At 64.0% G+C, this 20,859-nt stretch carries 21 protein-coding genes; 8 read left to right on the top strand and 13 right to left on the bottom strand.

Annotated elements, in window-relative coordinates; genetic code table 11:
* Window positions 1-150 precede the first annotated feature (150 nt).
* The 8 genes from AC5Y5W_RS03645 to AC5Y5W_RS03610 all read right to left on the bottom strand — a co-directional run bounded on the left by AC5Y5W_RS03645 (window position 151) and on the right by AC5Y5W_RS03610 (window position 6,070).
* Window positions 151-828 carry a class I SAM-dependent methyltransferase gene (locus AC5Y5W_RS03645; RefSeq protein WP_500022080.1) on the bottom strand — a complete coding sequence of 226 codons (678 nt, stop codon included), beginning with the start codon at window positions 826-828 and terminating at the stop codon, window positions 151-153.
* Between the two features lie 7 nt (window positions 829-835).
* Window positions 836-1,456: a serine acetyltransferase gene (locus tag AC5Y5W_RS03640; RefSeq protein WP_500022079.1), complete on the bottom strand. Its 621-nt coding sequence runs from the start codon at window positions 1,454-1,456 to the stop codon at window positions 836-838.
* 87 nt (window positions 1,457-1,543) lie between these two features.
* The gene (locus AC5Y5W_RS03635) at window positions 1,544-2,197 is read right to left on the bottom strand and encodes a serine acetyltransferase (RefSeq protein WP_500022078.1); all 654 of its coding nucleotides are present in this window, start codon (window positions 2,195-2,197) and stop codon (window positions 1,544-1,546) included.
* Window positions 2,198-2,206: 9 nt separating this feature from the next.
* Window positions 2,207-3,373: a type VII secretion protein EccE gene (eccE, locus tag AC5Y5W_RS03630; protein WP_500022077.1), complete on the bottom strand. Its 1,167-nt coding sequence runs from the start codon at window positions 3,371-3,373 to the stop codon at window positions 2,207-2,209.
* Between the two features lie 337 nt (window positions 3,374-3,710).
* A complete protein-coding gene (locus AC5Y5W_RS03625) occupies window positions 3,711-3,995 on the bottom strand; it encodes a WXG100 family type VII secretion target (RefSeq protein ID WP_499883909.1) in 285 nt (94 codons plus the stop codon).
* Window positions 3,996-4,006: 11 nt separating this feature from the next.
* Complete coding sequence (locus tag AC5Y5W_RS03620) at window positions 4,007-4,303, bottom strand: WXG100 family type VII secretion target (RefSeq protein ID WP_499883910.1); 297 nt, start codon at window positions 4,301-4,303, stop codon at window positions 4,007-4,009.
* 63 nt (window positions 4,304-4,366) lie between these two features.
* Window positions 4,367-5,761 (bottom strand): PPE family protein, encoded by a 1,395-nt coding sequence (locus AC5Y5W_RS03615; protein WP_500022076.1) that lies wholly within the window; start codon window positions 5,759-5,761, stop codon window positions 4,367-4,369.
* Window positions 5,762-5,770: 9 nt separating this feature from the next.
* A complete protein-coding gene (locus AC5Y5W_RS03610) occupies window positions 5,771-6,070 on the bottom strand; it encodes a PE family protein (protein ID WP_500022075.1) in 300 nt (99 codons plus the stop codon).
* 570 nt (window positions 6,071-6,640) lie between these two features.
* Here AC5Y5W_RS03610 and AC5Y5W_RS03605 point away from each other — a divergent pair.
* Both AC5Y5W_RS03605 and AC5Y5W_RS03600 read left to right on the top strand, forming a co-directional pair.
* Entirely contained in the window at window positions 6,641-7,306 is a 666-nt protein-coding gene (locus tag AC5Y5W_RS03605; protein ID WP_500022074.1) for a TetR family transcriptional regulator, read from the top strand.
* Window positions 7,307-7,358: 52 nt separating this feature from the next.
* Entirely contained in the window at window positions 7,359-8,015 is a 657-nt protein-coding gene (locus tag AC5Y5W_RS03600) for a TetR family transcriptional regulator (RefSeq protein WP_500022073.1), read from the top strand.
* A 73-nt stretch (window positions 8,016-8,088) separates the two neighbouring features.
* Here the strand turns inward: AC5Y5W_RS03600 and AC5Y5W_RS03595 are convergent, their stop codons facing one another.
* A complete protein-coding gene (locus tag AC5Y5W_RS03595; RefSeq protein WP_500022143.1) occupies window positions 8,089-8,451 on the bottom strand; it encodes a PAS domain S-box protein in 363 nt (120 codons plus the stop codon).
* A 298-nt stretch (window positions 8,452-8,749) separates the two neighbouring features.
* A complete protein-coding gene (locus AC5Y5W_RS03590) occupies window positions 8,750-10,369 on the bottom strand; it encodes a GMC oxidoreductase (RefSeq protein WP_500022072.1) in 1,620 nt (539 codons plus the stop codon).
* A 218-nt stretch (window positions 10,370-10,587) separates the two neighbouring features.
* Between AC5Y5W_RS03590 and AC5Y5W_RS03585 the strand changes: the two genes are divergently transcribed.
* Window positions 10,588-11,832 carry an alkane 1-monooxygenase gene (locus AC5Y5W_RS03585; RefSeq protein ID WP_500022071.1) on the top strand — a complete coding sequence of 415 codons (1,245 nt, stop codon included), beginning with the start codon at window positions 10,588-10,590 and terminating at the stop codon, window positions 11,830-11,832.
* A gap of 42 nt (window positions 11,833-11,874) precedes the next feature.
* On the opposite strand, the gene metG is transcribed toward AC5Y5W_RS03585, so the two are convergent.
* A complete protein-coding gene (metG, locus tag AC5Y5W_RS03580) occupies window positions 11,875-13,428 on the bottom strand; it encodes a methionine--tRNA ligase (RefSeq protein WP_500022070.1) in 1,554 nt (517 codons plus the stop codon).
* Window positions 13,429-13,452: 24 nt separating this feature from the next.
* Here metG and AC5Y5W_RS03575 point away from each other — a divergent pair, with 24 nt between their 5' ends.
* The 3 genes from AC5Y5W_RS03575 to rsmA all read left to right on the top strand — a co-directional run bounded on the left by AC5Y5W_RS03575 (window position 13,453) and on the right by rsmA (window position 16,455).
* On the top strand, window positions 13,453-14,286 hold the full coding sequence (locus tag AC5Y5W_RS03575) for a TatD family hydrolase (protein ID WP_499886767.1): 834 nt from the start codon (window positions 13,453-13,455) through the stop codon (window positions 14,284-14,286).
* 148 nt (window positions 14,287-14,434) lie between these two features.
* Window positions 14,435-15,553: a resuscitation-promoting factor gene (locus AC5Y5W_RS03570; protein WP_500010160.1), complete on the top strand. Its 1,119-nt coding sequence runs from the start codon at window positions 14,435-14,437 to the stop codon at window positions 15,551-15,553.
* Window positions 15,526-16,455: a 16S rRNA (adenine(1518)-N(6)/adenine(1519)-N(6))-dimethyltransferase RsmA gene (gene rsmA / locus AC5Y5W_RS03565; protein ID WP_500022142.1), complete on the top strand. Its 930-nt coding sequence runs from the start codon at window positions 15,526-15,528 to the stop codon at window positions 16,453-16,455. Before AC5Y5W_RS03570 ends, rsmA begins: the two co-directional genes overlap by 28 nt.
* Here rsmA and AC5Y5W_RS03560 read toward each other — a convergent pair.
* Window positions 16,452-17,252 (bottom strand): serine/threonine-protein kinase, encoded by an 801-nt coding sequence (locus AC5Y5W_RS03560; RefSeq protein ID WP_500010161.1) that lies wholly within the window; start codon window positions 17,250-17,252, stop codon window positions 16,452-16,454. The genes rsmA and AC5Y5W_RS03560 overlap by 4 nt on opposite strands.
* Before the next feature lie 35 nt (window positions 17,253-17,287).
* Between AC5Y5W_RS03560 and AC5Y5W_RS03555 the strand changes: the two genes are divergently transcribed.
* Window positions 17,288-18,244 (top strand): 4-(cytidine 5'-diphospho)-2-C-methyl-D-erythritol kinase, encoded by a 957-nt coding sequence (locus AC5Y5W_RS03555; protein ID WP_500010162.1) that lies wholly within the window; start codon window positions 17,288-17,290, stop codon window positions 18,242-18,244.
* Between the two features lie 302 nt (window positions 18,245-18,546).
* Window positions 18,547-20,184 (top strand): fatty acyl-AMP ligase, encoded by a 1,638-nt coding sequence (locus tag AC5Y5W_RS03550; RefSeq protein WP_499886761.1) that lies wholly within the window; start codon window positions 18,547-18,549, stop codon window positions 20,182-20,184.
* Between the two features lie 99 nt (window positions 20,185-20,283).
* Here AC5Y5W_RS03550 and pth read toward each other — a convergent pair whose 3' ends face one another.
* Window positions 20,284-20,859, bottom strand: coding sequence for an aminoacyl-tRNA hydrolase (gene pth / locus AC5Y5W_RS03545; protein WP_499886759.1), 576 nt, complete (start codon window positions 20,857-20,859; stop codon window positions 20,284-20,286).

Here is a 20,859-nt window from a genome sequence, read left to right as displayed (position 1 = left end):
CATAGAGCTTCAAGCCATACCATTCGACTTAACATGACCGCTAAGCGGGGATACGGTTTGTCTGCGGGCGCAGCAGACAGCGGGCCGGGTGTCGGCCTGAGAACATGGAGGGGGACGCGGTTCTGTGTAGAAGCGCGTCGACGAGGCGAGTCAGACTGTCAGATTCGAGACCGGTTTTGCGCGAACCGCCACCAGCGACTTCACCATGCCGGCGAACCGTTCGTACCAAATCGTCGAGTCGGGAAAGTACATGCGCATCTGTTCGATACACATCAGGTCGATTTCGTTGACCTGCGCTTCGGCCTCGGCGCGCGTGTAAGTCTTGACATGGCCGCGGTTCCACCTCTGCGACACCATGATTCGCGCACTGTAGGGCAGCCATTGGAAACCCGGGAACAACCAATGTGGTTCGATCGGGAAGTAGCGGTACGGGGTCTGCACCCAGTGTTGGTCGGCGCAGTGGTGCATATTGTCTACGAGTCGTTGTCGCTGCACGTGCCCGCCGACATGCTCAAGCAGCGAATTTGAGTACACCAGATCGAATTTCTCGTGCCGTAGCCAGTCGGGAAGTTCGCAGGCGTTTGCCCGCACCACCGTCAGCGCTGGATCGTCGCTCTCCAGCGGCGACAAGTTGACGACCGTCAACGCGGCTGGGCGGACTGGTGCGAGTTGCCACGACATGGGGGTGCCGCCGAGATCCAGCACGCGCATTTCGCAGATTTCTGGAAACACCGTGGAAAAGTGCGCCCAGCGGCGCGCACGCGCACGCCCGGACAGCGAAGTCGGGGCGTCAACGTCGGTGACACGATCCCTCAGCGTCTTGGCCATTAGCGAGTCACCCCTCCGGTCTGTCTACTTCTCTGCGAATGCACGAGTTACTACAAAAGCAGTTGCGGTCTGCCAGTTGCAATGACGGGTCCAGTGGATCGTCCGAGAGCCGCATAACCCGGGCGGGCACTCCGGCGACGTCGACGCCGCTGGGTACGTCCTTCGTCACGACCGCGCCGGCGTGAACGCGGGCCCGGTCGCCGATAGTCGCGCCGAGGACCACTGCATGCGGTCCGATGAAGACGTCATTGCCGATCACCGGGTATCGGCCGCCCGCCTCCCCGATCGTCACCAACTGGTGAATCGAACACCGAGCACCGACCTTGGCGCGGTAGTGGATTCCCGCGCAATGGGGATGAAGGAGCCGGAGGCCGGGACCGCAGACATTGCGTGGGATAACGAGAATAAGCCGTTCACCAAGCAGTTTGACGCGCATGAGGTACCAACCGAACATGACGCGTCCGACTGGGTCGTGCCGCACGTTGCCCCAGTATTCGGCTCTGCGCAGCAGGCGTTGGAAGTGCAACGCGCGTTGGGTTAACCGGTAGTGCAGTCGCCAGCGATCCAGCTTGTGCGCGGCGAGGTCGGCCGCCAAGTACTCGTGGAAGCGTTGCTTCGAGTCGATCACCGTTTCATCGTTTCCTGGCTGGCTGTTAGTCGGTACCGCGCTGGTTTCAATTGCACGACATTGCACGACATTGCACGACGACCCGCGTCAACCCTTTGACCTTGACGCCGGCGGCTCGATTGACCCACGGACGCGCAAGGGCGGCACGATCCGGGCCGGCACGCCCATGGCGTCGGCGCCGCTCGGCACGTCTTTCGTCACCACGGCGCCGGCGTGCACGAACACCCGATCGCCCAGAGTCGCGCCGAGGATCACCGCGCTCGGTCCAATGAAGACGTCGTCACCGATCACCGGGTAGCGTTCTCCGGCTTCCCCGATCGTCACGCCCTGGTGGATCCGGCAGCGCGCACCGATCGTGGCGCGGTAGTGGATCACCACGAATCCCGGGTGCGCAATCGAAAGCCCAGGACCGCACACATTGCGCGGAATAACGAAACCGAGCCATTGACCGACTGTCCTGGCGCGAATGCGAAACCAAATGAACAACAAGCGGCCAATCGGGTCGCGCCGCACGTTGCCCCAGTATTCGGACCTGCGCAGCAGGCGCTGAAAGTGCAATGGTCGTTGAGTCCATCGATGGTGCGGTCGCCAGCGCTCCAAGCCGTATGCCACAAGGTCAGCCCCCAGATACTCGCGGAGGCGTTGCTTCGAGTCGATCACCGGCACCCGCTGTCGCAGCGGGTTAGCCGGCGAGTGCGGATCTGCAGCGTCGCAAAGACTATGACCACGAGTTGACGGCACCGGTAGCTCCTACCCTTCAGCAGTGCTCAATGAGTCATTAGGTAGTTGCTCCAGCGGCACCACCAACGGTTCGTGGTCAACAAGCGCTCTAGTCGGCACAGTCATCGGCGGCCGCCGCGAAGGCGCGGGCATACTGGCGCGGACCGCCGCCAGTTGACGGCCGGTAAGGCGATTCAACCCGCGCCATACATCCCGCGCCAGCCGGTCGGCGCTGTGGTAGCGCACCCATGCTGAGACCTCGGTCTGGCCGCGGTGGCGGCTCAGGCGAATCGTCACCGCGGTGGCATCGGTATCTGCTGACCACAACTGATCCAGCATTTTCGAGGTAATGTCCTGGGGCGAGACCCAGAAACTGGTCGCATATCCGTTGAAGTGTTTCAAGTGTCGCCAGCCCGGCCGGTGTCCCGTCGGTTGCAAGCCGGCCAACGCGACGGTGTCCACCTCGGCGAGTTCGGCCCCGGTCAATGGTCGCGCCGCGAGGTGCCTCCCATTGAGACCGTCGGCGAGTCGTTCGGTGGCCGCCGCCAGCGTCGAGGCCAGCGAGTCGCGCGCCGCCACCCCGGCAACATTGCGTTGGGGATCCATCCGCAACACCAGCCATGTGCTGAGCTGATCGGCTACCGTACCGCTTTCGGGTCGGAAATCATCCGGCGCAGGGACATTGGCGACGTCCGAAATCGCTCGGGTTCGCACCGACAGGATGTCGATACCGTCGAGACGTACATCGAACTGGCGAAGGCCCGCGGCGACGCCCACCACTGACAAGGTGGCCGGTGACGCCGGCGGCCGTCCTGGCTGTCCGTCTGTTAGCGCGTCAACCGCGACCACGGCTACTAGCAGACCCCGGTATTCGCGGATGCCGGTCACCTCGCGGCCAAAGCGCCGTTGATGATCGACCGCGGGCGTGCAGCCGACAGCCAACGACGCCTCGGTGTCAGCGGACCAATCCCAAATCCATCCGGCCAAAGCCGAGGGGAAAGTGACCCCTCGATAAGTGACCACAGCCATGGTTGTCGCCACCGCAGCGATCCCGACACCCACCCACCAAGCGATATCGCCGGTCTGCCACGCCTCGGCGCAACGACTGGCTGTAACTAGCACCGCTATGTCGATCAGGAGGACCGCCGTGAGCCGAGCCCACGACAGCCCCAGTCCAAACGGGAATTGCGCCTTCATGGGCGCCGCCGTGTCGGTCGCCGCCTCATCACCGCATCCGGACCCGACACGTCGGTAATGTCAGCCACCTCAACTTTTCGGAGATCCAAATCACCTCTTTCGGCCTTAACCGGACTAAACCGTTGAGCTGTTGAGCAGAAGGTGACGTTAACGGTAGGCGCTGACGCCCAATGCAGGGCGGGATGTCGCGAATACCCACTGACACATGCAATTTCGGAGCCACGGTGCGGGTGGTCTGTTGTTCCATCGCTACTCTCGTATGTCGGCGGACGCCGGTGGCGGCGGCACGCGGCAGCGCACCGGGGCCCCGGTGCGCTGCCGCGTTTGGGGCTGGCTATTAGGCCCAGCTGGAGCCGACGGCGGAGTCGGTGGAGGCCATGTTGTTGCCGGCGGTTTGGACTTTTTGGCCGTGGGTGTTGGCTTGTTCGTAGATGACTTGGAAGTTGCGGCCCAGTTGGGTGATGAATTCCTGGCAGGCCACTGAGCCCGCGCCGCCCCAAAAGTCGCCGGCGGCAAGCACATCGCGGATGATGGCCTGGTGTTCGGCTTCTAGGGAGGCGGCCTGGGCGCGGATCAGCGCGCCGTGGGCATCGACGTCACCGAATTGGTAGTTGATGGTCATCGCGGGTTCTCCTAGCTGCTCAGGATCTGCTGGGACGCTTGTTCTTGCTGCTCGTAGTTGTTGGCGTCGCGGATCAGCCCGTCGCGCACGCCGTGGAGCATGTTGACGATGTTGCGAAACGCGGTGTTCATCTGGCCCATGGTGTCGTGCGAGGTCAGCTGAGCGGTTCCGCTCCAGCCGGCCCCGGCGATGTTTTGGGACGAGGCCCACATCTTGCGGGCTTCGTCTTCGACGGTCTGGGCGTGCACATCAAAACGGCCGGCCATGTCGCGCATGGCGTGCGGGTCGGTCATAAACCGGGTCGTCATTTTGTCTCCTTAACTATGTTTGTTTCCTGTTCATGGCTGATTATTGCGAGCAGAAGGGCGGTGTCATGCAGGCGCGGGCTCCTGTCCGTTGACCGGTACGTATACGATCGCCGGCCGGTATCCGGGGGGAGCGTGTCCATTCGTCGGGTGCCCGACCGGCACCGGATATGCCGGCCTTGGTGGGGCATCCGGCCCCGTCGCGTATCCAGCGGCAGGTGGGCGCGACATCACTTTAGGACGTGACCCGTACTTGACCGCAGCTGCGCCCGCGCCGGCCGCGGCGCCTACCCCTGCGGCCCGCGGTAGCCCGCCCATGAAGAGTGGTGGCACACCTGCCCCAACGCCAAGGTCGGCGGCGGCCGGCAACGCCAACGGCAACTCCGTGGGCGCCAGCATCTGCAGCGGAGGAGCCGCGGCCCAGCCCCAACTCGGCGGGACTGACAACCCCCCGACCGAGGCCGCCTCGCCGAGTCCGCCCCAGGCTCCCAAGCTTGAGCCCCACGCACCCTCGGCCCCCCATGCGCCTTCGGCGGCGGCCGCCCCCTCTATTGCCGCTCCCTCCGCCGCCCCCTCGAATCCCTCAGCTGCGACTGCGGGCGGGAGGGTCTCTAGCTGCGACATAATGGGCGTGAGGGCGTTGGACGCCATAAACAACCCGAAAAACCCTGGGAGATAGGCATACTCGCTGACCATCGACTGCATGAGGCTCCCCGAATCGATCCCCCCGAAGGGTCCGGTCGTGGTCGCCCCAGTCGAAGGCCCACTCAGGAACCCTGACAGTCCGGAACCGGGCGACACGGACGAACCTGGCGATGCGAGGCTTTGCAGCACGTTCGGGATCAGCTGCGATGACAGCGAGATTGGCGCGGTTCCCGCGGAGTTGCCCGCAGCCTGGTTTACCGTAGCGGTCTGACTGGCCGCCCCAGCCGCATTAGTAGTCGCCGGCGGCGGCGTCAGCGCTGACAACGTCGACGCGGCCGCCGAATTCGCGGCGTAACCGTACATCGCCACGGCGTCCTGGGCCCACATTTGGGCATACTGCGCCTCGTTGGCTGCGATCGCCGGTGTGTTCTGCCCGAATAAGTTCGTGGCGACCAGCGCAGCCAACTGAACGCGATTGGCGGCAATCACCGGCGGTGGGACTGTCATCGCGAACGCCGTGTAGTACGCACTGGCAGCGGCGCGGGCCTGCATTGCCGTCTGTTCGGCCTGGGACGCGGTCGCGCTCATCCAACTGGCGTACGGAGCGGCGGCAGCTGCCATCGACGTCGACGCCGGGCCCTGCCACGACTCGCTGATCAGCCCTGAGATCACCGACTGGTACGAGGAGGCGACGGATTGCAGCTCAGCGGCCAGGCCATCCCAGCCCGCAGCAGCGGCCAGCATCGGCCCTCCGCCCGCGCCGGCATACATTCTGGCGGAATTGATTTCCGGCGGCAACGCCCCAAAATCGAACATGGTGTCCTGCTAGCCGGTCGCGACGGCATTTGCCGCCTCGGTGGCCGCGTACGACCCGGCACTCGTCCCCAGAGTGCTCACGAACATCTCGTGAATGGCCGCTGCTTGAGCACTGAGCTCCTGGTAGAGCGCCGCATGGGTGGCGAATTGCGCGGCAGTCAGCGCCGAGACCTCGTCAGCGGCTGCCGGAACAACCCCCGTGGTGGGGCCCGCCGACGCAGCGTTCTGAGCGGTCATCGCCACGCCGACGCCCTGCAAATTGCCGGCTGCTGCTGTCAATGCTTCGGGATGTGTAGTCACGAATGACATGTGCTTCTCCTCACGTCGACGAACTTTCGCGGCAGGGAGATCGCTGTGGCAGAGCCCCGTAGAGAGGGCGGTCGCTGCTTCAGCGGTCCAACAAACCGCAAACCCGTGTCAGCGAGATTCTACATACTTTTAGGATGATGTGAAGCCTTCCGCAAAACTGCTAGTATCGAGGTGGCTGATTAGCAGGGTGCGGTGCGCCTACAACCATGGATCAGGGACCGGCTGCTAGTCTCAACGTGACGCGGCACCAGAGCCCCGACGGACCGCGGCAGTTGATTACCACGCACGGCGGGAGTTGTGCGAATTGGATGCCAGGAAGACGATTGCCAGCGTGAATCCGGCCATAGCCTCGTCCCAGCGCCGATCCCGACCTATACCGGGGCAGCCAGTCATGACCACCCGGGTCCGGGTAGCGCGGATACAACAGATGTCCCGCGGGGGATGTGGCCCGATGCTCGATGCCCTTGGTGCGGCCCGGCGGACAACGATTGGGACCGCGGCGCGCGGCCCGCTGCCGCCACGATGCGCTGACGATCGCCTACGGCCAGCCCACGCCCACTTGGGGATTCGATGATGGCCGACCCGACCGATAGGCGTGCAGATACGACGCGGGAACAGATCCTGCGCGCCGCCGCACATCAGTTCGCCAAGCGACCCTACTATCTGGTAGGCCTCGACGACATCCTTGCCGAAGCGCAATTGACCAAGGGCGCAATGTATTTCCATTTTCGCTCGAAGCATGCGCTTGCTTTGGCCATCATCGAGAATCAGACCACGACGTCGACTGCCGCAGTTCAGGATCTACTCACCAAGAAGCTTTCCGGTTTGGAAACCCTTATCGACTTCTCCTACCAGTTGGCTATCGCCGACATCACGCAAGACGTGGCCAGAGCGGGACTGCATCTGCTCGAGTCGGTTGGCCGAACTGAAGGGTTGCAGGCAAAGCTACTCGGTGAGTGGATTCAAACCGTCGCGTTGATCGTGCAGCGCGCTATCGCCGAAGGCGACATTCTCGAAGAGTGTGATGCAAACAGCACTGCACGCCAGCTTGTTTCGTTATATATGGGGCTTCGCCAGACCAGCGACCTGGACAAACCGGACCGGTTTCTGACCGCCTTCGAGGCTAGTTGGTCCCTGCTGTTGCGCGGGATCCTGCCACCGGACCGGATCACTTATTTCACAGAATTCGTCAAGCGACGCACGGCACTCGCAATCAGGACCGCCTCGCGTCCCTGAATTCCAGATCCAAAGTTTAGATAAGTCAACGGAATCCGAAAGGCGCAAGACGATGGCACGTCAGGTTCGGTCGGAGACCACCCGACGAAAGATTCTGGATGCGGCTATCGACGTGTTCAACGAAGTCGGTTACGCGGCGGCCGAACGTGGCGAGATCATTCAGCGGGCGGGAATGACCAAGGGTGCCTTGTATCACCACTTCGATTCGATGGAATCGCTGGCCTCGGCCATCATCGACGAAGGCTCCAGTATCGTCCTCGACAGGTTTCGTAATATGTGCGAATCACCGTCGCCAGCGCTAGAAAACATGATCCACGGCATGTTCACGGTGGCGGATCTCTTGGCTGCCGACAAGTTGGCTCGGGCAGCTGAGCAACTCACCGTTGCATTAGCGGAGTTCAACGACACGGCCGCAGGTGTCTTCGCCAGTTGGTTGGCGGCAATGACCGCGCAGGCCGAACAGGCTGTCGTCGAGGGCGACCTACGCGCTGACATCGATCCAGACATCGTCGGCGAGGCGCTGGCCGCCGCAATGTTCGGCACCCAGTTGCTCTCACGAGCCAGCCACGGCGACCACATCGGCCGGCTTAGTCGGATATGGGAACTCATGCTTCCCGCTATCGTGACTGACGCATCGCTGCCGTATGTCCGCGAGTTCCTTGGACGCGAAGCCTTACGTCATCTCCAGCCAACTTTGTCGCTGGAGTGACACCTTCCGTGTCAACTGCGACGACAAAACCGCCTGAGGTCGAGACGAAACCTTGCGGCGCGACTACAGGGTCTTAGCGTTCGTCAGTCCACAGCTGCGCTGTCAGATCTTGAAATGTCGCAAGCGCGATCTGATCATCGCAACGCCTCAACGCCGACCTGCTCATGAGTGCGCGCACGCTCGAGCCGTCCTTGTGCGCCAATTCGACAACCATATTTGCGAGGGCGTGGAACACCGAGAGCACGGACTCGTCGAGGGGAGCGGTGTGGAAGATTTGATGGAATTTCAGAGCCAGCACCTCGTCGGCAGTGCGGCCCACCATCTCGGCAAACGCCGTATTCGCGAAAGGCATCGTGCCATCCTGAGCAATGGCAAGCACCGGTACTGGGAGTCGCTCCAAGACGAGTAGAGCGGGCAACTGCTGCAGGGTGGCTATAGGTGATTCGCCGGGCTGTCCGTCTCGTCGTCGCTCCACCCCACGATTATCCGCCATGTTCGAATGGTTGGTCATCACCGAAGTGTGACCGTTCCGCGCGCCGGCAAACCCCGCAAGCGTTCGTGTAGCCATAGCTGCTCGCTTACCTCCTGGCAAATCCGGGGGGAAGTATATCATACCCTTAGGATGTATCGTAAGCGATAATCAAACCTGTGGTATGTGTGTCAAATACGGCGGCCGCCACGCCGACCGGGCCGCTGACCGCAAGGAACATCGCTACGAGCCTCAGGCGACGGGGTCAATGGCGATCCTGAAGGATGCCTTCGATGTTGCGTTCGGCGAGCGCAGTGATGGACATGAACGGATTACACCCGAGGTAACCGGGTAACAGCGACGCGTCATTGACAAACAGGTTGTTGTATCCCTTGACCCGCCCGTAACTGTCGGTGGCGGCACCGCGAACGCATCCGCCCATAGGGTGAACTGTGTTCGGCGCGAAGACATTTCCTTCGAATATGTCGTCGCGATAGTCTACGCCGTTGGCGTAAGTTATCTTGTCGAAAACCGCCTGCGCCTTTGCGCGCAAGTGCTCGGTATGTCCTTCCGGCCAGTCGATGGTGATCGAGTCCGAACGCCGGTCGTAACTGATGTCGGCACGATCACCGGTCTTCACCATCACGTAATAGCCAAGCGTGAATGTCTCAACCGGCAACGGAAGTGAAAACATACTCGCGTACACCGGATTATTTGGGTCGTTGCGGCCGTCGAGGTTGATCATTCCCATCAGGGACTGCTCAGTCCCCGCGGGGTCGCTCTCATTCAGCGTGTGAGCGACCATGATGTCGCCATTATTCCCGTATCCACGGCCGACTTCGTCGCTCAGGTTCGGGAGTGTCCCGGTCTCACGCGCCCTCAATAAGAGCTTGGTGGTTCCGATGACTCCGCCAGCGAGGTACAGCTGATCACAACCAAATTCGTCACGCGCGACCTCATTGCCCCAACGGTCGATCTCCCGGGTAGATAGCACGTACTCACCGGAAGGTTCGCGCCGGATGTCGGTTACCTCGGTGAGGGGTTTCAGGCTGACGTTCCCGGTCGCCAGCGCATCACCGATATATGTCTGATCGACGCTGCCGAACCGTCCGTTGTTATTCCCGTACTGCTGCTCGAGTGCGAGCGCTGAACGTTCGACCTGGTTTGCTTCCTCGTATTTGATGTAGGGAAAGGAGAAGGCGCTGCCGTTGTAATCGACGGGGTATCCAGCTGCCGCTGCATACTGACGGCCGACTCGTGCGTATTGAAAACACGGCGTCTCCTCGAACCACCGCATGTCTCGATAGTTGATCAGCAGCTCATCCCGGGCACGTTGCATATACTTTCCAAGGAAGTCGGCCGGTTCGATGTCGGGGAAGCTTTCCCGGACCTGGTCTGGGGTGGGAATGGCAGCGATGGCCGCGTTGATCATCGAGCCGCCCCCAACGGCGATGCCGCGAAATACGTTGTGCGAGCCGTGCACGACTTTGTCACAGATGCCCGCCTGCACCGGCTGGGGCGACGGCACGTGCTCGGCTACCGAGTTGATTGAAACCCCTTGAAACGAGGGAACCAGACTCGGCGGATGTGGAGTGAACCAGCCCGCGCGAGTGTCCGGCGGCAGCATCTTCGAAAAGCGTTTGCCGTCTTCGTCACGGGTGCTCCAAAGCCTGCCCTTCTCCAAAATCAAGGTTTCAACGCCGGCCTGCCCAAGTCGCAGGGCCGACACCCCGCCGCCGTAGCCGCTACCCACGACTATCGCCGCATAATGCCAGCGAGTAGCGGATCGTTTGCGGTTGGTTTCAAGGCGGACGATTCCGGTCCCGGCGGCTGACGCGGCAGCCAGGGCAGCGGTGCCCAGAAAGCGTCGTCGCGAGAGAGCCATCGTGCCCCTTTTTGTCGTATTCGATTTTCTGCACTGGGACGGTCAGCCGCGTTCGCCGGTCAGCTCCAACACCGCCCATCCGGGGAACGCGCCAACTCTGTCCCTATTATTTACCACAGATCGGACGATCAGTATCGAATGCTGCTGTATACATGGTAGTAAGTCCGTGATAGCCTGCAGAAGGAGCGGATCAGACTTCAGTAACAGGGATTCAGCGCATGCCCATCACAGACTCGACCGCGGACCAGGTACGCGGGATCGACATCGGGCGGCCAGATTGGTCGGAACCTGCACGTGTTTACCGACCGCGCTCTGTTCCGGGCTGGCGCGACCCGAAGCGGTACTTGTGGTTACTTGGATCGATCGTCCCGGGCTTTGTCGCCGCATCCTGGTTCGTCGTGCGCGTCAGCGACCTCGCTGTGTTCTGGTGGTTTGCCCCGATCGTGACGTTTGTGATCATTCCTGTGCTCGACCACATCATCGGGCCGGATGCGGAGAATCCGCCGGACAGCGTTCTCGCACAGTTGGAGGACGACCGTTTTTACCGGTGGGCCACTTATCTCTACCTGCCTAGTCAATACCTTTCCGTAGTGTTCGCCTGTTGGTTGTGGAGTGGCGGTGGGTGGCTCACCATGACTGTCGTCGACAAACTGGGGCTGATGGCGACCGTCGGAATAATCGGCGGCGTCGCGATCAACGTCGCACACGAGTTGGGGCACAAACGACCACAAGCGGAAAAGCGGCTCAGCAAGCTGGCGCTCACGCAGAGCTGTTACGGACATTTCTTCGTCGAGCACAACCGCGGACACCACGTGAGGGTCGCAACCGCCGACGATCCGGCCAGCTCGCGAATGGGTGAAAGCCTGTATTCGTTCATCCCACGGTCTGTGACGGGCGGCTTCCGTTCGGCCTGGAGGATCGAAGGCCAACGCCTCGCGCGCGGGGGGAAGTCTCGCTGGAGACTTGAGAATGACGTGCTCAGCGCATCGTTGATGAGCCTCGCGCTATTCACCGGGCTCGCAGTATGGTTCGGCGTCGTCGTTCTGCCGTGGCTGATCGGTCAGGCGATAATCGGCTTCTGTCTGCTCGAAGCCGTCAACTACATGGAACACTATGGGCTGCAACGGCGAAAACTACCCAGCGGCCGATACGAAAAGGTGCGTGCCTCGCACAGTTGGAACAGCAACACGGTGATCGCGAACGTGTGCCTGTTTCATCTTCAGCGGCATTCCGATCACCACGCGAATCCGTTGCGCCGCTATCAGGCGCTGCGTCATAGCGACGAAGCGCCGCAATTCCCGGGCGGCTACGGCACCATGCTGCTGTTGGCGCTGATCCCTCCGCTGTGGCGTCGAGTGATGGACCCACGCGTGCTCGAGCACTATGGCGGCGACATCCGGTTGGCGGCGCTGAGCCCGCGCCGTGAGAAGCAGCTATTACAGCGGTACCTGTCCGAGGAGTGATCGGCGGTCAGTTCACCGCTTGCGCTAACGGAGGCGGTAGTTTCACCCGGCTGGCTCAGCGTAATACCGCGGAAATACCCCAGTGGGTGACGGCAATATCGTGCCGGGCGCCAACCGGGTGCCGATCGCACTGAACGTCCGCTGATCTGCGGGCTGGCCGAGCAAATCGAGGAGCCTGCCTGCCGACTCGGGCAGCACCGGCTGAATCAGTAACGCGGCGATCCGCACCGCTTCCAGCGTGGTGTAGAGCACGGTGCCGAACCGGGCCTGATCAGCCGCGGCCTCACTTTTGCGCAGCACCCAGGGCTGCTGGGCGGAGAAATAGCGGTTCGCCGCACCGAGCATCAGCCAGATCGCCTCCAACCCCGAATGCATTGCCTGCGCGTCGAATTCGGTGCGCACTCGGTCCAGCAGCGCGTCAGCGTTGGCCAACAGCCCGGCGTCGTCCGCGGTGAACTGGCCCGGCTGCGGCACGATTCCGTCGAGGTTCTTGGCCACCATCGACAGCGATCGCTGCGCCAGGTTGCCCAGCTCATTCGCCAGGTCGGCGTTGATCCGCGTGATGATCGCCTCGTCGCTGTAGCTGCCGTCCTGGCCGAACGGTACTTCGCGGAGCAGAAAGTAGCGCACCTGGTCGACGCCGAACCTTTCGACCAGCTCGACCGGGTCGATGACATTGCCGACCGACTTGCTCATCTTCTCGCCGCGGTTCAACAGGAACCCATGCGCGAAAACCCTTCGGGGAAGCTCGATCCCGGCAGACATCAGAAACGCCGGCCAGTAAACGGTGTGGAACCGGATGATGTCCTTGCCGATCATGTGCAGATCGGCCGGCCAAAAGCGGCGAAACATCTCGCACTCGGTGTCGGGATAGCCAACCCCGGTCAGGTAGTTGGTCAGCGCGTCGACCCAGACATACATGACGTGGTCGGGATGCTCGGGCACCGGCACACCCCAGTCGAAAGAGGTGCGGGAGATCGACAAATCCCGCAATCCGCCGGAGACAAAGCTGACCACCTCGTTGCGCCGGACTTCGGGTCGGATGAAGTTCGGGTGGGTTTCGTAGTGCGCCAGCAGTTTCTCGCCATACGCCGAGAGCCGGAAGAAGTAGGTCTGCTCCTCGGTCCAGGTCACCGGTGCGCCGGTTTCGGTGGCCACTCGAGTCCCGTCGTCGACGAGTACGGTCTCCGACTCGGTGAAAAACCGTTCGTCGCGCACCGAATACCAGCCCGAGTAGGCGTCGAGATAGATGTCGCCGGTGTCGACCATCCGTCGCCAGATGGCCTTGGACGCCTCGTGGTGGTCGGCGTCGGTGGTGCGGATGAACCGGTCGAAGGAGATGTCGAGCTTTTCCTGCAACCGCTGAAAGACATCGGAATTGCGCCGCGCTAGCTCGGCGGTTCCAATGCCCTCGGCCGCGGCGGTCTCGACCATCTTGAGGCCGTGCTCGTCGGTTCCGGTCAGGAAGCGCACGTCGAAGCCGTCGAGTCGCTTGAACCGGGCGATCGCATCGGTGGCGATGTACTCGTAGGCGTGTCCGACATGCGGCGCACCGTTGGGGTAGGTGATCGCCGTGGTGACGTAGTAGGGCCTCATTGGCTCTCACCCTATTGTGTGCGGATGGGTTCCCGACGTCCGCCGCCACCGGCCCCGGAGCCGTTGAGCCCGTTGGTCGACGCGCACACCCACCTCGACGCGTGCGGGGCCGACGATGCCGAAGCGGTGCGCGCGATCGTCGACCGCGCCGCCGCCGTCGGCGTCGAAGCGGTCGTCACGATTGCCGACGACATGGATTCGGCGCGCTGGGTGACCCGGGCCGCTGAGTGGGACGAGCGGGTCTATGCGGCGGTGGCGCTGCATCCCACCCGCGCCGGGGCCCTCACCGACGCGGCCCGCGCCGAGATCGAGCGGCTCGCCGCCCAGCCCCGGGTGGTGGCGGTCGGCGAGACCGGTATGGACCTGTATTGGCCCGGGCGGCTGGAGGGTTGCGCGGAACCGGGCGTGCAGCGGGAGGCGTTCGCCTGGCACATCGACTTGGCCAAGCGGATCGGTAAACCGCTGATGATCCACAACCGTGACGCCGACGCCGAGGTGCTCGACGTGCTGGGCGCCGAGGGTGCGCCCGACACGGTGATCTTCCATTGCTTCTCGTCGGACACGGCCATGGCGCGGGCTTGCGTCGAGTCCGGCTGGCTGGTCAGCCTGTCCGGCACGGTGAGTTTCCGTAATGCCCGGGACTTGCGCGATGCCGTGAGGGTGATCCCGAGCAGCCAGCTGTTGGTGGAAACCGATGCGCCGTTTTTGACGCCGCACCCGTACCGGGGCGCCCCCAACGAGCCGTATTGCTTGCCCTACACTGTGCGAGCGTTGGCTGAACTCGTTGACCGGCCGGCCGAGGAATTGGCCCAGGTCACCACGGCCAATGCTCGCCGGGCCTACGGTGTCAGTGCTTAAGAGTCCACTAAGAGCCCGGCGCCGGAGTTGCTCAAAGGAGGCCGGTTCGTTACCGTCTTGTGATCGTACGGTGGGGCCCTGAGTGGCCCCTTTGCTATGTCACTGGGTTGTTGCTGAAGGTAACGCTGAGGTCGGGAATTAATAGACATTGAACGTACTCACCAGACTGCACCAGACCCCATCGCCGATTCTGCGACTTTTGGTCGCCGCGCTGCTGGTGGTATTGAGCATCGCCGGAGGTATGGCGGTCGCCGCCCACAAAACCGTGACTCTGACCATCGATGGAACCGCGATGACGGTGACCACGATGAAGTCGCGGGTCATCGACATCATCAAAGAGAACGGCTTCGACGTCGGTGAACGCGACGACCTCTACCCGGCCGGCGCCGAGCAGGTGCGCGATGCCGGCACCATCGTGTTGCGCCGCAGCCGGCCGCTGCAGATCTCGTTGGACGGCCAGGACACCAAGCAGGTGTGGACAACCGCCTCCACGGTCGACGAGGCACTGGCGCAACTCGCGATGACCGACACCGCGCCGGCCGCGGCCTCGCGCGGCAGCCGCGTTCCGCTGGCCGGAATGGCCCTGCCCGTCGTCAGCGCCAAGTCCGTGGAGATCGACGACGGGGGAGCCCTGCGCAACGTGCATCTGGCCGCGCCCAACGTCGGGGAACTGCTGGCCGCCGCCGGGACACCGTTGGAGCAGAGTGACCAGGTGAGTCCGGGCGCGGCCGCGCCGGTGATCGACGGCATGCACGTCCAGGTGACGCGTAACCGGATCGAGAAGGTCACCGAGCGGGTTCCGCTGGCCCCCGAGGCGCAGCGCATCGAAGACCCGGAGATGAACATCAGTCGCGAAATCGTCGAGGACCCGGGTGCTCCGGGCGTGCAGGACGTGACGTTCGCGGTGGCCAAGGTCAACGGCGTCGAGACCGGGCGACTGCCCGTCGCCAACACCGTGGTGACACCTGCGCGCCAGGCCGTGGTGCGCGTCGGCGCCAAACCGGGAACCGAGGTTCCCGACGTCGGCAATGGCTCTGTCTGGGACGCCATCTCGAGGTGTGAGGCCGGCGGAAACTGGGCCATCAACACCGGCAACGGCTACTACGGCGGCGTGCAGTTCGACCAGAGCACCTGGGAGCGCAACGGCGGCCTGCGGTATGCGGAACGCGCCGACCTCGCCACCCGGGAAGAGCAGATCGCGATCGCCGAGGTGACGCGGGCGCGCCAGGGCTGGGGAGCCTGGCCGGTGTGCGGGAGTCGGCGCTGACCATCCGGCTGCTCGGGCGGACCGAGATCAGGCGGCTGGCCAAAGAACTCGAATTTCGGCCACGGAAATCACTGGGCCAAAACTTTGTCCATGACGTCAATACCGTGCGCCGGGTGGTGGCGACATCCGGTGTCCACCGCAACGACCATGTGCTGGAGGTCGGGCCGGGACTCGGATCGCTGACCCTGGCATTGCTGGAGCGGGGCGCGGCGGTCAGCGCGGTGGAAATCGATCCGGTGCTGGCCGAGCGACTGCCGCAAACCATCACCGAGCACTCGCACAGCGAGATTCACCGGCTGCACGTCTACAACCGCGACGTCTTGTCTGTCGGTCCCGCCGACCTACCGGGCGAGCCGACCGCGGTGGTGGCTAATCTGCCCTACAACGTCGCTGTTCCGGCGCTCTTGCATTTGCTTGCCGAATTTCCCTCCATCCGCACCATGATGGTGATGGTGCAAGCCGAGGTTGCCGAACGACTCGCCGCCGAGCCGGGTGGAAAGGACTACGGCGTGCCCAGCGTGAAGGTCCGCTTCTTCGGGCGCGTGCGCCGTCACGGCACGGTGTCTCCTACGGTGTTCTGGCCGATCCCGCGGGTCTACTCGGGGCTGGTGCGTATCGACCGGTACGAAACGCCGCCCTGGCCGACTGATGACACTTTCCGTCAGCACATTTTCGAACTGATCGATATAGCTTTCGCGCAGCGGCGCAAGACTTCTCGCAATGCCTTCGCCGAGTGGGCGGGATCGGGCAACGAGTCGGCGAACCGGCTGCTGGCCGCCAGCATCGACCCGGCGCGGCGCGGGGAAACGCTGACCATCGAGGACTTCGTGCGGCTGTTCCGGCGTTCCGGCGAAGCCGACGCCGATCGGCCCACGCCGCACCGGCACGCCCCGGCCAGCTAGCCGTCGACAGCACGGATGACGTGCTCGACCAATTCCGCGCAGGATCGGTAGCGCACCTCGGGATCTCGCGCCATGGCTCTGGCGACCACGGTGTCGAACGCCCGCGATGCCCATGCAACCCTGCCAGATACCCGCGGCGGGATGCCCCGTAGGTGCGCTCTGATCAACTCGGCCGAAGTATCGGTTGGAAATGGCGTTGTGCCGGTGAGTAACTCAACAACCGAGCAGGCCAGCGCGTACTCGTCGGTGGCAGCCGTCGGCGCTTGTCCCCGCAGCACCTCCGGGGCGGCATACGACAGGGACGCCTGAATGTCTTTGGGCCGACGAAAGACATCGTCGACGACCGCATGTGCCACGCCGAAATCGATCAAACATGCACCGTCACGCGAAAAGTCCTTGGCGACAAGGATATTAGCTGGCTTGACGTCGGCGTGAACGATCCCTTGGTGGTGCACATAATCCAGCGCGTCGGCGATTTGCGCCAGCGCCGCCAGCTGGTGGTCCAGCCGCTGCAACGTGGTGGACTTGCCGCCGTCGACGAACTGCATTGCCAGCCAGAACGGCCCTTCTTCGTACACCGTGACGATGTGCGGATGGCGCAGCCGATGTGCAAATTCGAATTCGCGGTTGAGTCGGGCCAGTTCCGCCGAGCTGCGATGGTCGGCGCGGAGCACCTTGAGTGCGACCACCCGCTCAGGGGTTTCGGTGGTGTGTGCCCGATACACCGTGGCGTAGCCGCCGCGGCCAACCTCCTGGTTGACGACGTAGCCGTCGAGCTGCTCGCCGGCCTCAACCATGCCCACAGCGTAGGTTCCGGCGATAGTCTCGTGCGGTGCCGTTGGACGGAAACACCGCTGCTCAGTGGGTGCCCACTGGCTCGGTCACGGTCCGGGTTCCCGGGAAGGTCAACCTCTATCTGGCCGTCGGTGACCGCCGCGGCGACGGCTATCACGAGCTGACCACGGTTTTTCACGCCGTCTCCCTGGTCGACGAGGTGACGGTGCGAAACGCCGATGTGCTGTCGCTGGAGTTCTCCGGCGAGGGCGCCGATCAACTGCCGGTCGACGAGCGCAATCTGGCCTGGCAGGCGGCCGAGCTGATGGCTGAGCACGTCGGCCGGGCTCCCGATGTCTCGATCGCCATCAACAAATCCATCCCGGTAGCCGGCGGCATGGCCGGCGGCAGTGCAGACGCCGCCGCGGTGCTGGTCGCCATCAACGCGCTGTGGGAACTCGGCGTGCCGCGTCGCGACCTGCACACACTGGCCGCCAAGCTGGGCAGCGACGTGCCGTTCGCGCTGCACGGCGGCACTGCGTTGGGCACCGGCCGGGGCGAAGAGCTGGCGACCGTACTGGCGCGCAACACCTTCCACTGGGTGCTGGCATTCGCCGACGGCGGCATGTCTACCCCCGGTGTGTTCGATGAACTCGACCGGCTTCGCGATGCCGGGTCGCCGCCGCGGCTCGATGAGCCCGGACCGGTGCTGGCGGCGCTGGCCGCCGGCGACCCCGAGCAACTGGCGCCGCTGATGGGCAACGAGTTGCAGGCGGCCGCGGTGAGCCTGGACCCCGCGCTGCGGCGCGTGCTGCGCGCCGGCGCGGAAGCAGGCGCGCTGGCAGGCATCGTGTCGGGCTCTGGGCCGACGTGTGCGTTCTTGTGCCGCTCGGCCCCCGCCGCGGTCGACGTCGGCACCCAGCTGTCGGGAGCCGGCGTCTGCCGCACGGTGCGGGTCGCAAGCGGGCCGGTCCACGGCGCCCGCGTGGTGCCGGCGCCCGTTAGTGAGGTGTGACACCTCTTTGACGTCGAAGTTTGGACGTTACTTAAGAGGAGTTTAAGATGATCGGCGGTGACGAATAGCGGTCCGGAAGTGCGCCCGATTCTGTCGCCTGCCGAACGGTTGGGCAGGCGGTTTTTGAGTCGACGGCCACGGCGTGTCCTTGTCGACGCCGCGCCGTTGCGCGAGGTTACTGATTCATCACCGCTTCGAGACAGAACCGCTCCCCAATTGTGTATGCGCGCCTCCTGTGCAGTACCCCCTAACAGGGGCAACCTGAGATCCAGGGACGTTGCGCTGGAACCGAGGAGGTTGTCGTGAGCAGGTTTACCGAGAACTTGTTCCGTAACGCTCACGAGAGCACGAAGGGCATGGTGACCGGCGAACCGCACCAGCCGGTCCGGCACACCTGGCTCGAGGTCCACGAGCGTGCCCGCCGCGTGGCCGGCGGCCTGGCCGCTGCGGGGATCGGCCACGGCGACGCGGTCGGCGTGCTGGCCGGCGCACCGGTGGAAATCGCGCCGACCGCCCAGGGGCTGTGGATGCGGGGTGCCAGCCTGACCATGCTGCACCAGCCCACGCCGCGCACCGACTTGGTGATATGGGCGGAGGACACCACCACCGTCATCGACATGATCGAGGCCAAGGCGGTCATCGTCTCCGACCCGTTCATGGCGGCCGCGCCGGTGCTGGCCGAGCGCGGTATCAAGGTCATGACCGTCGAGCAGCTGCTGGCGTCGGACCCGATCGACCCGATCGACACCGACGAAGACGATCTAGCGTTGATGCAATTGACGTCCGGCTCGACAGGATCGCCCAAAGCCGTTCAGATCACCCACCGCAACATCTACTCCAACGCCGAGGCGATGTTCATCGGCGCCAAGATGGATCCCAGCGGCAACGACGTGATGCTCAGTTGGCTGCCGTGTTTTCACGACATGGGCATGATCGGCTTTTTGACCGTACCGATGTACTTCGGCGTCGAGCTGGTCAAGGTCACCCCGATGGACTTCCTGCGCGACACCCTGCTGTGGGCCAAGCTGATCGACAAGTACAAGGGCACGATGACCGCCGCGCCCAACTTCGCCTACTCGCTGTTCGCCAAGCGACTGCGCAAGCAGGCCAAGCCCGGCCAGTTCGACCTGTCGACACTGCGGTTTGCGCTCTCGGGAGCCGAGCCGGTCGAACCCGCCGACGTCGAGGACCTGATCGAGGCGGGCAAGCCGTTCGGCTTGCGGCCCGAGGCGGTCATGCCGGCCTACGGAATGGCCGAGACCACGTTGGCGGTGTCGTTCTCCGAACTGGGCGACGGCCTGGTGGTCGATGAGGTGGACGCCGACCTGTTGGGCGCGCTGCGCCGCGCGGTGCCTGCCGCCAAGGGCAATACCCGCCGGTTCGCCTCCCTGGGTCCGCTGCTGGAAGGGCTGGAGGCCCGCATCATCGATGAGGACGGCAGTGTGCTGCCGCCCCGCGGTGTCGGGGTGATCGAGCTGCGTGGCGAGCCGGTGACGCCCGGCTACATCACGATGGGCGGCTTTATCCCGGCGCAGGACGAGCACGGCTGGTATGACACCGGCGACTTGGGTTACCAGATGGAGAACGGCCACATCGTGGTGTGCGGCCGCGTGAAGGACGTCATCATCATGGCGGGCCGCAACATCTATCCGACCGACATCGAGCGTGCCGCCTGCCGCGTCGACGGGGTCCGCCCGGGCTGCGCGGTGGCTGTGCGACTGGACGCCGGACATTCGCGGGAGACGTTCGCCGTCGCGGTGGAGTCCAACGCCTTCGAGAGCCCGGCCGAAGTCCGCCGCATCGAGCATCAGGTGGCCCACGAGGTCGTCGCCGAGGTGGACGTCCGGCCCCGCAACGTCGTGGTGCTTGGCCCCGGCACGATTCCGAAGACCCCGTCGGGCAAGCTGCGGCGGGCCAACTCGGTCACGCTGGTCACCTAGCGTTTCTGCGCCTAACTGCGCGAGTGTGCGCAAACCCGGCTATTAATGCGGCGTGTCGACCGGGGACACGCACGCTCGCGGCCGGCCACGGCAGCCCACTTACCAGGCGTGGACGACGTTCTGAGCGGGCTCCAGACCCAACTCGAGCAGCAGCTCGGTGGCGTCGGCGGCCTGCTCGCAGATCGTGGGAACCTCCGCACGTTCGGCGGCGGTGAAGTTTTCCAGCACAAAAGCCGCCGGGTCCTTGCGTCCGGGCGGACGCCCGATACCGATCCGCACCCGCTGAAAGTCCTTGGTGCCCAGCACTGACGCCACCGAGCGCAGCCCATTGTGGCCGCCCTCGCCGCCGCCGATCTTGAGTCGGACCCGACCGAAGTCCAGGTCGAGGTCGTCGTGGATGACAATGACGTCGCCGGGCGGCACGGAGTAGAACTTCGCCAGCGGCCCCACCTGACGTCCTGACTCGTTCATGTAGCTGCGCGGTTTGGCCAGGACGACCGAGCGCCCACCGAGCCGGCCGGTGCTGATCTCCGTGCCAGACTTCTTGTGCGCCTTGAACTTCGACCCCAGCCGCGCGGCAAGCAGATCGGCGACCATGAACCCCAGATTGTGCCGGGTCTGGGCATAGTTTGGTCCCGGGTTGCCGAGGCCGACCACCAACAGCGGCTCGGCCAT

The organism is Mycobacterium sp. NGS51, assembly GCF_059812525.1.
The sequence above is the reverse complement of the archived record's forward strand: the minus strand, read 5'-3'. Positions and strand labels throughout refer to the sequence as shown.